Annotated in this window: 7 protein-coding genes; 4 read left to right on the top strand and 3 right to left on the bottom strand. The window is 62.8% G+C overall.

Annotated elements, in window-relative coordinates:
• The first annotated feature begins 205 nt into the window (after positions 1–205).
• Together ACTJK9_RS27460 and ACTJK9_RS27455 are read left to right on the top strand one after the other, a co-directional pair.
• Positions 206–1,168 (top strand): IS110 family transposase, encoded by a 963-nt coding sequence (locus ACTJK9_RS27460; RefSeq protein WP_221397423.1) that lies wholly within the window; start codon positions 206–208, stop codon positions 1,166–1,168.
• A 177-nt stretch (positions 1,169–1,345) separates the two neighbouring features.
• Complete coding sequence (locus ACTJK9_RS27455) at positions 1,346–2,044, top strand: OmpW/AlkL family protein (protein ID WP_085613361.1); 699 nt, start codon at positions 1,346–1,348, stop codon at positions 2,042–2,044.
• A 177-nt stretch (positions 2,045–2,221) separates the two neighbouring features.
• On the opposite strand, the gene ACTJK9_RS27450 is transcribed toward ACTJK9_RS27455, so the two are convergent.
• Positions 2,222–3,151 carry an NAD-dependent epimerase/dehydratase family protein gene (locus tag ACTJK9_RS27450; RefSeq protein ID WP_074691642.1) on the bottom strand — a complete coding sequence of 310 codons (930 nt, stop codon included), beginning with the start codon at positions 3,149–3,151 and terminating at the stop codon, positions 2,222–2,224.
• Complete coding sequence (locus ACTJK9_RS27445) at positions 3,144–4,028, bottom strand: sugar nucleotide-binding protein (RefSeq protein WP_074691645.1); 885 nt, start codon at positions 4,026–4,028, stop codon at positions 3,144–3,146. The genes ACTJK9_RS27450 and ACTJK9_RS27445 overlap by 8 nt, the downstream gene beginning before the upstream one ends.
• A 178-nt stretch (positions 4,029–4,206) precedes the next feature.
• On the opposite strand from ACTJK9_RS27445, the gene ACTJK9_RS27440 reads away from it, so the two are divergent.
• Positions 4,207–8,502 (top strand): DEAD/DEAH box helicase, encoded by a 4,296-nt coding sequence (locus tag ACTJK9_RS27440; protein ID WP_440817473.1) that lies wholly within the window; start codon positions 4,207–4,209, stop codon positions 8,500–8,502.
• On the opposite strand, the gene ACTJK9_RS27435 is transcribed toward ACTJK9_RS27440, so the two are convergent.
• Positions 8,496–10,601: a mechanosensitive ion channel family protein gene (locus ACTJK9_RS27435; protein ID WP_440817470.1), complete on the bottom strand. Its 2,106-nt coding sequence runs from the start codon at positions 10,599–10,601 to the stop codon at positions 8,496–8,498. The genes ACTJK9_RS27440 and ACTJK9_RS27435 overlap by 7 nt on opposite strands.
• Before the next feature lie 190 nt (positions 10,602–10,791).
• On the opposite strand from ACTJK9_RS27435, the gene ACTJK9_RS27430 reads away from it, so the two are divergent.
• Entirely contained in the window at positions 10,792–12,003 is a 1,212-nt protein-coding gene (locus ACTJK9_RS27430; protein ID WP_440817468.1) for an MFS transporter, read from the top strand.
• Positions 12,004–12,025: the final 22 nt, after the last annotated feature.

The following is a 12,025-nucleotide window of genomic DNA, read 5'->3' as shown; positions in this document are numbered from 1 at the left end:
CGCTTGTATGTTTAGACTTGAAGGGGTGGGCGGGACTAAAAGCTCGATTCCGACTCTAGCCAGTACGGACCGTGGGAGACTTCTCGTCCCGCCCTTTCTACCTAAAGCGCCGATAAGGAATTCATCGGTAAAACCGACGATAGAGGCAAGCCAGCGCTACGGTAGACCCCGACAAGCTCTTAAACCCTAGCTCCGAGGATTCGTCATGACAATCCTTACCTCGCCAACGGTGATTGGTGTCGATGTGGCCAAGGCCGAAATCGTCGTTTATCGCGAAGATCTGAAAATCATCCAGGCCATCAACAACGACCGCACATCTGTAGGTCATTGGCTGAAGACCCTGCCCGCCCAAAGCTCAATCGCCCTGGAAGCCACTAATCTCTACCACCTGGACACGGCCGAACTGGCCCATGGTATGGGGCATCGGGTTTACATCGTGGACCCTTACCGGGTGAGCCATTACCGCGAAAGCATCGGTCAGCGTGCAAAAACCGACCCTTGTGATGCACGTCTTCTGGCGCGTTATCTAACCAGTGAACAGCATCGGCTGCGGGTCTGGAACCCACCACCGCGGCACTACACAGTGTTGAAAAGTCTGCTTAACAAGCGTGCACAGCTGATGAAGGTCCGAGTCAGTATCAAGCTGAGCTGGTCAACCGAACCTCTTCTTGAAGATCTTTTGGCCGATGGGTTGAAGCATTTCAAACAGCTGGATCAGGCCATTCAGGAGTTGCTTCGTAAAGTCAGCCAAGAAGCCGGAATTAGTGAAAACATCAGACGCTGCAAAGCGATTGAAGGAGTTGGTGAACTCACGGCAACGGGCCTGGCAACTACATACATGCGAGGTGAGTTCGCCAGCGCCGATGCGTTCATCGCCTTTCTGGGAATGGACTTGAAGGCAAAAGACTCAGGTAAGAAACACAGTCCTCGCCACTTGAGCAAAAAAGGTGACGGGGAATTACGGCGTCTTGCACACAATGCAGCTATGGCAGCTTGTCGGTCCCCTGTCTGGAAACCGTTCTATGAGTCCTATCTGGCAAGAGGTCTAGCCAGAACCCAAGCCTTGGTCATCCTCGCCCGCAAGCTTTGCCGGGTGGCATTCGCCCTCATGAAAAACCAGAGCGAATACCAACCGAATTTAAGGTTGCAGGGTTCCCCTGCAACATAGAATCTCCCACATTTGGAATGCATTCACCTGTGGGAGCGAGCCTGCTCGCGAAGGGGTCGGCAAAGGTTCCACAAATAAACCCGCCATCACTGTTTCATTGAGCTGAGTCAAAAGACCGTATCAGACGGATTCGTACCATAGGACATCAAACATTTTTAACGTCCTTTGGGAGCTTCCATGAACAAGTCCTTGCTCAGCGCCTCGCTGTTTGCCCTCGCGCTCGCAGCCCCGCTCGCCCACGCCCACGAAGCCGGCGACATCATCGTTCGTGCCGGTGCGATCACCGTCAACCCGAAGGCCGACAGCTCCAGCGTCAAGGTCGATCAGGGTCCGCTGAGCGGCGCCAACCTGGGCGGCAAGGCGACCATGAGCAGCGACACCCAACTGGGCCTGAACTTCGCCTACATGCTGACCAACAACATCGGTATCGAGCTGTTGGCCGCCTCGCCGTTCGAACATGACGTGAAGCTCAAGGGCACCGCCCTGCCAGCCGCCAACGGCAAACTCGGCACCCTCAAACACCTGCCACCGACCCTGAGCGTCGTCTACTACCCGCTGGACGCGAAATCGGCCTTCCAGCCGTACATCGGCGGCGGCATCAACTACACCTGGATCTACGACGAGCACGTCGGCAGCGAAGCCCAGTCCAACGGTTTCAGCAACTTCAAGGCGAAAAACTCCTGGGGCCTGGCCTGGCAGGTCGGCGCCGACTACATGCTGACCGACAACATCATGCTCAACGCCCAGGTGCGCTACATCGACATCGATACCCGCGCCACCGTCGAAAACAACGCCGTGGCCCCGGGCACCCGTGCACGGGTGAATGTGGACGTTGATCCCTTCATCTACATGGTTGGTCTAGGCTACAAGTTCTAAAGAACGTTCACGTGGTGGTGAATGAGGCTTGGTGGCGGGCAGCTCAGAACTGACGGCGATGTTTCGCAATCGACCGGGGAGCAAGCTCCCTCGCTACAGGAAACCGGTTTGAAACCCGAATTCCGGCCGTGAAAAAGGCGCCTGTCAAAAGGCGCCTTTTTCATGTCCGCGAGAAACTCAGCGGCCGAGCAGACGGGCCAGGCCGACGCTCATCGGCGTTGGCGTCGGGCACTTGAATCGTTCCAGCAGCCGGCTGTTGTTCGCCCGCGAGTGGCGGATGTCACCGGAGCGCGCCGGGCCATAGCTGACGGGCGGCAACTCGCCGACCACCGCTTCGAGCGCGGCCAGCATCTGCTTGAGGTTGGTCGCCTGATTCCAGCCGACGTTCACCGCACCGACGTCCACTTGCGGCGTCTCGATCGCCTGCACCAGCACATCGACCAGGTCTTCGACGTACATGAAATCCCGGGTCTGCTCGCCATCGCCGAACACGGTGATCGGCAGGCCTTTCTGCGCGCGTTCGCTGAAGATGCTGATCACCCCGGAGTACGGCGAGGACGGATCCTGGCGCGGGCCGAAGATGTTGAAGAAACGGAAGATCGCCGGCTCCAGACCGTGCTGGCGGCGGTAGAAATCGAAGTACTGCTCGCCGGCCAGTTTGTCCGACGCGTAAGGCGTCAACGGTGCCTTGGGCGTGTCTTCGTCAATCGACTCGCCTTCGCCATTGTTGCCGTAGACGGCCGCGCTGGAAGCATAAAGCACGCGTTTGACGCCGGCCTCGCGCATGGCTTCGCAGACGTTCAGCGTGCCGATGAAATTGCTCTGGTGGGTTTTCACCGGATCGTCCACCGATGCCTGCACCGAAGCGACGGCGGCGAGGTGTGCGACCGCGCTGCAACCCTGCATTGCCTGTGCGACCAATGCGGCATCGGCCACATCGCCGACGATCAGTTCGACCCTGGGATTATCCAGCGGCAGATTGCTGCGCTTGCCGGTCGACAGGTCATCGAGGATCCGCACCGAATGGCCCTTGGCAAGCAGCGCGTCAGTCAGGTGCGAGCCTATGAAACCGGCACCGCCGGTGATGAGAACAGGGCCTTCAGCCATGACGATAAAACCTATCCAGTAAGCCCGGGAGTGCGGCACGCCAGGCGCGCGGCTTGATCCCGAAGGTGTGCAGAATTTTCTTGCAGGCGAGTACCGCGTGTTGCGGTTCTTCGGCGGCATCCGGCCGCGCGGCGTGGGCCTGGGCGGTCGGCGCTTCGATGGCCAACGGGTGCAGGCTGCGCGCTTCGGAGAGAATCGCCTGACCCAGTGCCAGCGGCGTGGTCGCCTCGTGGCCGGCGTAGTGGTACGTGCCCCACAGCGGCGCGGCGCAATCGAGTTGTTTGAGCACCGAAATGATCACCCGTGCCGCATCGTCGACCGGCGTCGGATTGCCACGGCGGTCATCGGCCAGCAGCAGTTCTTCCGGCTGTTCGGCACGGGCCAGGAAGCGCCCGAGGATCCCCTCCGGGCTGTCGTCGAGCAACCAGCCAAAGCGCAGCAGCACATGTTGCGGGCAAGTGGCGCGAACGCTCTGTTCGATCCGCCACAACGCCTGACCGCGCAGGCCCAATGGCACCGGTTCGTCCTTTTCGCTGTAGGCAGTGGCGCGGGAACCGTCGAACACCCGATAACTGGACGGCTGCACCAGCACGATGTTGTGGTGCTGGCACAGTTCGGCCAGGCGTTCGATGGCGCGTTCCTGCCCGGCCAGACGGCTTTCACTGACGACCTCGGCCTGGAACCAGTCGAAATAGTAGGCAAGGTTGATCAATGCATCGGGACGGGTGTCGTCGAGCAATTGGGTCAGGCTCGCGGCATCCCAGCCGTCTTCGGGCGGGCGGGGGGCGAGGAAACCGATGTCTTCCTCCGCACCGAGGCGAATCAGCGCCTGCCCAAGGGCATTTCCGCCGCCCAGTAACATAAGGCGCATTCGCATAGAGTCAGCAGGCCCAGTCTGATTGGAACGATGGCTTTGGCGACGATGCTTGTGACACCGTCGTCGATAATTGCCGGAATCGTTGCATTTTGCGGGTTTAGTGCGCAACCGTCACCCGTAAAGTGTAGATCCCGAGCGGTACTTGCAACTTCGCCCACCCACCCGCATAACTGGAACCATGAATCTGCCCCTTCCCACGGACGCGGCGCTGGCAGGCTTTCACCCCGCCGTAAGCGCCTGGTTCAGCAGCACCTTCCCGACGGTAACCGCCGCCCAGGCCCGCGCATGGCCGTTGATCCGCCAGCGCCGTTCGACGCTGATCGCCGCGCCCACCGGTTCCGGCAAGACCCTCACCGCGTTCCTCGCCGTGCTCGACGAACTGGTCCACCGCGGCCTGGAAACCCCGGAAGGTCTGCCGGACGAAACCCTGGTGGTCTACATTTCGCCGCTCAAGGCGCTGTCCAACGACATCCGCATCAACTTGCAGAACCCGCTGGCCGGGATTACTGAGCAGCTACGCCAAATGGATCTGCCGGCGCTGGAAATCACCACCGCCGTGCGCACCGGCGACACCCCGCAGAAAGACCGCGCCGCCATGCGCAAGAGCGCGCCGCACATACTGGTGACCACTCCGGAATCGCTCTACGTGCTGCTCGGCTCCGAGTCCGGGCGAAAAATGCTCGGCACCACACGCACGGTGATCGTCGACGAGATCCACGCCATCGCTGCCGGCAAACGCGGCAGTCACCTGGCCTTGAGCCTCGAACGCTTGCAGGCGCTGTGTCCTGAACCACTGACCCGCATCGGTCTGTCGGCCACGCAAAAACCGATCGATGCCGTCGCGCGGTTTCTGGTCGGCCATGAGCGCCGATGCGACATCATCGATATCGGCCACGCGCGTCCACGGGATCTGGGCATCGAAGTGCCGCCGGTGCCGTTGACGGCGGTGATGGCCAACGACGTCTGGGAACTGGTCTACGACCGCCTCGCAGCACTGGCCCGTGAACACCGCACCACGCTGATTTTCGTCAACACCCGACGTCTGGCCGAGCGCCTGAGTCGACACCTCAGCGAACGCCTCGGAAAAGACGCCGTGGCCGCGCACCACGGCAGTCTGGCCAAGGAGTTTCGCCTCGACGCCGAACAACGGCTCAAGCGTGGCGAGCTGCAAGTGCTGATCGCCACCGCCTCGCTGGAGCTGGGGATCGATATCGGCGAAGTCGACCTCGTCTGCCAGATCGCTTCACCGCGCTCGATTGCCGGTTTTCTGCAAAGAGTCGGCCGCTCCGGGCACCAGGTCGGCGGTACGCCCAAGGGCCGCCTGTTCGCCACCACCCGCGACGATTTGATCGAGTGCGCCGCCCTGCTCGACTGCGTGCGCCGGGGTGAACTCGATACGCTGCACATCCCCGAGGCGCCGCTGGATGTGCTGGCGCAGCAGATCATCGCCGAGGTCAGTTGCCAGGAATGGGCCGAAGACGATTTGCTCGCGCTGTTCCGCCGGGCCGAGCCCTACGCCCGCCTTGACGAAAAACATTATCAGGCGCTGCTGGGCATGCTCGCCGAAGGCTACAACGGCCGTCAGGGCATCCGCAGCGCTTATCTGCACCGCGACGCCATCAGCCGAACCCTGCGCGGACGGCGCGGTGCAAGGCTGACGGCAGTCACCAGCGGCGGCACCATCCCCGACAATGCCGACTACAGCGTCTTGCTCGAACCCCAGAGCCTGAACATCGGCAGCGTCAACGAAGACTTCGCCGTGGAAAGCATCGCCGGCGATGTGTTCCAGCTCGGCAACGCCTCTTACCGGATCCTGCGGGTGGAAGCCGGCAAGGTGCGGGTCGAAGACGCCCGGGGCCTGCCGCCGACCATTCCGTTCTGGCTCGGCGAGGCGCCGGGACGCAGCGATGAACTGTCGGCGGCCGTGGCGCGCCTGCACGCGCAGCTCGATCAACTGCTCAGCGCCAGCCCCGGCAACCTGCAACCGGCCCTCGACTGGCTGACCGACACCCTCGGCCTGAACCTGGCCAGCGCCGAGCAACTGGTGGATTACCTGGCCCGCGCCCGCCTCGCCCTCGGTGCCTTGCCGTCGCGCGACACGCTGCTGATGGAGCGGTTTTTCGACGAGTCCGGCGGCACCCAGTTGATCATCCATTCGCCATTCGGCAGCCGAATCAACCGCGCCTGGGGCCTGGCCCTGCGCAAGCGTTTCTGCCGCACCTTCAACTTCGAATTGCAGGCCGCCGCCAGCGAAGACGCGATCGTGCTGTCGCTGTCCACCAGCCACAGTTTCGAACTCGATGAGGTCTGGCGTTACCTGCACAGCAACAGCGCCGAGCACATCCTGATTCAAGCGGTGCTGGATGCGCCGCTGTTCGGCGTGCGCTGGCGCTGGAATGCCGGGGTGGCGCTGGCCCTGCCGCGCTTCACCGGCGGGCGCAAGGTCGCGCCGCAATTGCAGCGGATGAAAAGCGAAGACCTGATCGCCAGTGTGTTTCCCGATCAGATCGCCTGCCTGGAAAACCTCGCCGGTGAACGGGAAATTCCCGAGCATCCGCTGGTGGAACAGACCCTCGACGATTGCCTGCACGAAGCGATGGACAGCGAAGGCTGGCTGCAACTGCTGCGGCGCATGGAGCGCGGCGAAGTGCGCCTGATCGCCCGCGACCTGCCGGCGCCCTCGCCGCTGGCGGCGGAAATCCTCAGCGCCCGCCCCTACACCTTTCTCGACGACGCGCCGCTGGAAGAGCGTCGCACCCAGGCCGTGCTCAACCGCCGCTGGAGCGATCCGCAATCCACCGACGACCTCGGCGCGCTGGACGCCGACGCGATCAACGCCGTGCGCGAAGAAGCCTGGCCGACGCCGAACAGCGCCGATGAAATGCATGAAGCGCTGATGAGCCTGGCCTGCATCAGTGACGGCGAAGTCGAGGCCAATCCGCATTGGCGCGATTGGCTGAATGCTTTGGCCGAAACCGGGCGAGCCTGCCGATTGCAGATCGATCCCGAGCACTCACTGTGGCTGGCGAGAGAACGCCTGACCTGTCTGCAAGCGCTTTATCCACAGGCGCATTCTGAACTGGCCGCGTTGCCCGGTTTCGACGAAGCATGGACCGCCGATGAGGCACTGATCGAAGTGATCCGCGCGCGGCTCGGCGCGTTCGGTCCGCAACCGCTGGTGGCGATTGCCGAGCCGCTGACCCTGATGCCGGCCGCTGTTCATCAAGCCCTCGCTCATCTGGAGCGCGAAGGTTATGTACTGCGCGGCCAGTTCACGCCGGGGTCGACCGTTGAAGAATGGTGCGAACGGCATCTGCTGGCGCGCATTCACCGCTATACGGTCAAGCGTCTGCGCCGGGAAATCGAGCCGGTGGCGTTGCAGGATTTCATGCGGTTTCTGTTCGACTGGCAGCACGTGTCCCCGTCCACCCGTGGTCAGGGCAACACCGTATTGCCGGCGATTGTCGGCCAGTTCGAAGGCTACCCGGCCGCCGCTTCAGCGTGGGACAGCGACCTCCTTCCGGCGCGGCTCAAGGATTATTCACCGAGCTGGCTGGACGATCTGTGCCGCAGCGGCAAACTGGTATGGACGCGCCTCAGCGCCCGGCAAAACAGCAGTGGCACGGCATTGCGCAGCACCCCCATCGTGTTGCTGCCGCGCAGTCAGGTCGGCTTGTGGAGCGCGCTGGCCGAGCAAACGCCGGTCAGCGAACTGTCGCCCAAGACTCGCAAGGTGTTCGACGCGCTGAGCCAGCACGGTGCGTTGTTTTTCGATGAGCTGATTCATGAAGCACACCTGCTGCGCACCGAGCTGGAAATCGCCTTGCAGGAACTGGTCGGCGCCGGGCTGGTGAATGCCGACAGCTTTGCCGGATTGCGGGCGCTGATCACCCCGGCGAGCAAGCGCCAGCAGCGCAGCAGTCGACGCGGGCGCGGGGCATTTGTCGGTGGCATGGACGATGCCGGGCGCTGGGCGCTTTTGCGTCGCGGGCCGGTGGTGGAAAACCGTCAAACGGCGTCGCCCGAAACCCTCGAACACATCGCCATGACCCTGTTACGCCGCTATGGCGTGGTGTTCTGGCGCCTGTTGGAGCGCGAGGCCGATTGGCTGCCGAGCTGGCGCGAACTTCTGCGCACGTTCCATCGACTGGAAGCGCGGGGCGAGATTCGCGGCGGGCGCTTTGTCAGCGGTCTGGCCGGCGAGCAATTCGCCCTGCCCGAGGCAATTGCGCTGCTGCGCGAAGTCCGCCGTCGCCCCCATGACGGCAGCCTGGTCGCGGTGTGCGGCGTCGACCCGCTGAACCTCGCCGGGACCTTGTTGCCGGGGGCGAAAGTGCCGGCGCTGGCGAGCAATCGGCTGGTGTATCGCGATGGGTTGCCGGTCGCTGCCGAGGTCGCGGGCAAGCCGCAATTCTGGGTGGAGCTGGACTCCGCCGCCATGAGCGAAATCCGCAACAAGCTGACCCGTCACTGAGTGCGCGCCTGCTCCGGCAACACCACCGACGAATGCGCCGGCGCCACCTCTTCGTCCTGTCGCTTGGGCAACAGAACCTGCTGTGGATAAGTCTGCGCGAAATGCACCCACGGGCTGTTATCCACAAGCTTTTTCAAGCGCTGATTGAACGCGCGGCTCACCGCGTATTGCCCGCCCGAGACCGTGCGGAATTGCGCGGTCAGCACCACGCCGTTCAGGTCCATTTTCTCCACACCGAACACGTCCAGCGGACCCTGCAGGTTGTACTTGAGGAACGGGTCTTCGCGGATCGAATCCCCCGCCTCGCGGATCAGCTCGATGGCCTTGTCGACATCAGTGTCATAGGTGAACTGCACCGAGAAAAACGCGAACGCAAACTGTCGCGATTGATTGGTCACGGCCTTGATCTGGCCAAACGGTACCGAATGCACGAAGCCCTTGCCGTCACGCAGGCGCAGGGTGCGAATGGTCAGGCCTTCGACCGTGCCGGCATGCCCGGAATCGAGCACCACCCAGTCCCCGATCGACAGGGTGTCTTCGATGATGATGAACAGCCCGGTGATCACGTCCTGCACCAGTTGCTGCGAGCCGAAACCGATGGCCAGGCCGACTACCCCGGCACCGGCCAGCAGCGGCGCGACATTGATCCCGAGATTGGCCATGGTGGTGATCGCGCAGATCACCACCAGGATGATTTTGATCGCGTTGCGCAGCAGCGGCAGGATGGTTTTCACCCGGGTGCTGGGCTGACGCGCCGAGCGTTTGCTGACCGGTGGTTTGAGTGCTTCCTGAATCGCCGTGTCGAGCACCACCCACAACAGCCACGTCACGAGGAAGATCAAGCCGATGCTGCTCAGCGCATTGCTGATCGCCCGACCGACCGTGCTGCTTTGCGCAAAATCGAGCAGCGACACTCCCCAGATCCGCCCGAGAATATCGATGAACGCAATCGCAATGACGATCCGCAGCAAGGCGTGCAACAGGCTGAGAAAGCGTTCCTTGTAGGCACTGCTGCGCTGGATCGCCTCGGCCCTGCGCGACTTGAAAAGATGCTGAAGAATCGTGCTGAGAAACACCGTGCCGATCAGCAGCACCGTGGTGAACAGCGCACATCGCAGGGCCTTTTGATTGTCCTCGCCGATGCCGATCAGATTGACCGCCGAGACCAGCACCATCAGCACGATCGGCCAGTACCAGAGCCCGGAAAAAATCCTCAGGGACTCCTGCAGCGACGGCTGCTTCAGGCGCTGGGCCAGCGGGCGATTGCGGATCAGGTGCGCCACCGGCCGACGCAGGCGAATCACCAGCAGGCCGAAGATGATCGACGCCAGCAGACCGGTGAATACCGCAATGCTGCTGGTGATGTTGCCGCCCAGTTGCCGGGCGATCTGCGGGCTGGTCAGGGCGTCACTCAACGCGGCGAGAAAGCCGATCAGGAACAGCGGTTTCGGGCAGTAGTCGCGGATGATCTGCACGGCGCGGCGCTTGTGGCCGACATTGAACATCACCACCACGCACAACAGCATCGACGTGGAAAATATCCCGCTGCTGGTGGCGTAGGCAAAACACAGCGCCAGCGCTCGCCCCACCGAGGCCGACAGAAAATGGCTGACGTACAGGGTCAGCGGCAGGCAGATCAGCGCGGGCAGCGTGTAGGGCAACAGGTAACCGAGCAGGTCCTGACTGCGCTGGCGGGTGCGCAGCCAGCGCCCTTCCCGCAGTCGCTTGCCCAGTACGCTGCCGAGCACCGTCAACACGGCAAACGTGCCCAGCCACACGCCGGAGAGCATCATGAAATCCCCCGCCACGCTCCAGCCTGAGCGGTTCGAAGGTTGATTGACCAGCCTGTCGACTTCATCCGCCGCCCGATCGGCGCGCAGGCGCCAGGCGTCGACCAGATGCTCGTTGAGATCGAGTTTTTCCTGCACGTCGTCAATGCTGGAACTGATGGCGCCGAGCAGTCCGCCCTGCACGATGGGCTCCGGTTTCGCCGGCTCTTCGCTGGCTGCCGGAACGCCCGGCAGGCTGGCGGCTTGCACTGCATGGCCGCCGAACAACAGCAATGCCCCCAATAGAATCGCGATCCTGAACCTGGTCAAAACGCAGAGCTCCCTTGGTTGAACCTGTAAGGAACTGATCGGTTTTGGCTTGGCAAAGTTCAAGAACGCCTTGAGAGCCGCTCCTTGATCTTTGCGCCGAGATCAAATATCAAATGCCCACCCCTGTATTTTTCCACCCCCACCAAACCCCGACACTGCGCTCCATTCAATCCCCCACCGGAGTGCCGTCATGCCCATTGCCCTACTCGCGCTGACCCTCAGCGCCTTCGCCATCGGGACGACCGAGTTCGTCATCGTTGGCCTGCTTCCCACCATCGGCGCCGATCTCGGCGTCAGCTTGCCGTCCGCCGGTCTGCTGGTCAGTCTCTACGCCCTCGGCGTAGCCATCGGTGCGCCGGTCTTGACCGCCCTCACCGGCAAAGTCCCGCGCAAACTGTTGCTGCTATCGCTGATGGTACTGTTCACCCTCGGCAACCTGCTGGCCTGGCTGGCGCCGAGTTATGAATCGCTGGTATTGGCGCGGATCGTCACGGGTCTGGCCCATGGCGTGTTCTTTTCGATCGGCTCGACCATCGCCACCAGCCTGGTGCCCAAGGAGAAAGCTGCGAGTGCGATTGCGATCATGTTCACCGGCCTGACCGTGGCGCTGGTCACCGGCGTGCCGCTGGGCAAGTTCATCGGTCAGCATTTCGGCTGGCGTGAAACCTTCCTCGCCGTGTCGGCACTCGGCGTGATCGCGTTCATCGGCAGCCTGCTGTACGTGCCGAACAACATTGCCCACAGCAAACCCGCGTCGCTGTTGCAGCAATTGCAGGTGCTCAAGCAACCGCGCCTGCTGCTGGTGTACGCCATGACGGCCATCGGTTACGGCGGTTCGTTCATCGCCTTCACGTTCCTGGCGCCGATTCTTCAGGACCTCTCCGGCTTCAGCGCCAGCACTGTCAGCCTGGTGTTGCTGGTGTACGGAGTGTCGGTGGCGGTCGGCAACCTCTGGGGCGGCAAACTGGCGGACAAACGCGGGCCGATCAGCGCGCTGAAAATCATCTTCGCCCTGCTCGCCGCCGTGCTGTTCGTGCTCACCTTCACCGCCGCCAACCCGTGGCTGGCGCTGGCCACCGTGCTGGTCTGGGGCGCAGTCGCCTTCGGCAACGTGCCGGGCTTGCAGGTGTATGTGGTGCGTCAGGCTGAACATCACACACCGCACGCCGTGGACGTGGCCTCGGGGCTGAACATTGCCGCGTTCAACCTCGGTATTGCCGGTGGCGCGTGGGGTGGTGGTCTGATCGTCGAACACATCGGCCTGATCCACACCGCGTGGATCGGCGGCCTGGTGGTGCTGGTGGCACTGGCCCTGACGGCCTGGAGCGGTCGCCTCGATCGCCTGGGCCCGGTGTACGCCGAACCCGCCGTAGGCTCGACCCGGATCGTCACCGGGCACTGATCCGTAGCAGCCCGACCGTCCG

The sequence above is a fragment of the Pseudomonas sp. 22082 genome (assembly GCF_052046055.1).
GTDB classification, from domain to species: Bacteria; Pseudomonadota; Gammaproteobacteria; order Pseudomonadales; family Pseudomonadaceae; genus Aquipseudomonas; species Aquipseudomonas pharyngis.
Note: the sequence above shows the minus strand (reverse complement) of the source record. Positions and strands in the feature narration are given on the sequence as shown.

Bases quoted from the DNA above. Each gene is read 5' to 3' on its own strand.
- ACTJK9_RS27460 (WP_221397423.1), top strand. From the start codon at position 206: ATGACAATCCTTACCTCGCCAACGGTGATTGGTGTCGATGTGGCCAAG.
- ACTJK9_RS27455 (WP_085613361.1), top strand. From the start codon at position 1,346: ATGAACAAGTCCTTGCTCAGCGCCTCGCTGTTTGCCCTCGCGCTCGCA.
- ACTJK9_RS27450 (WP_074691642.1), bottom strand. From the start codon at position 3,151: ATGGCTGAAGGCCCTGTTCTCATCACCGGCGGTGCCGGTTTCATAGGC.
- ACTJK9_RS27445 (WP_074691645.1), bottom strand. From the start codon at position 4,028: ATGCGAATGCGCCTTATGTTACTGGGCGGCGGAAATGCCCTTGGGCAG.
- ACTJK9_RS27440 (WP_440817473.1), top strand. From the start codon at position 4,207: ATGAATCTGCCCCTTCCCACGGACGCGGCGCTGGCAGGCTTTCACCCC.
- ACTJK9_RS27430 (WP_440817468.1), top strand. From the start codon at position 10,792: ATGCCCATTGCCCTACTCGCGCTGACCCTCAGCGCCTTCGCCATCGGG.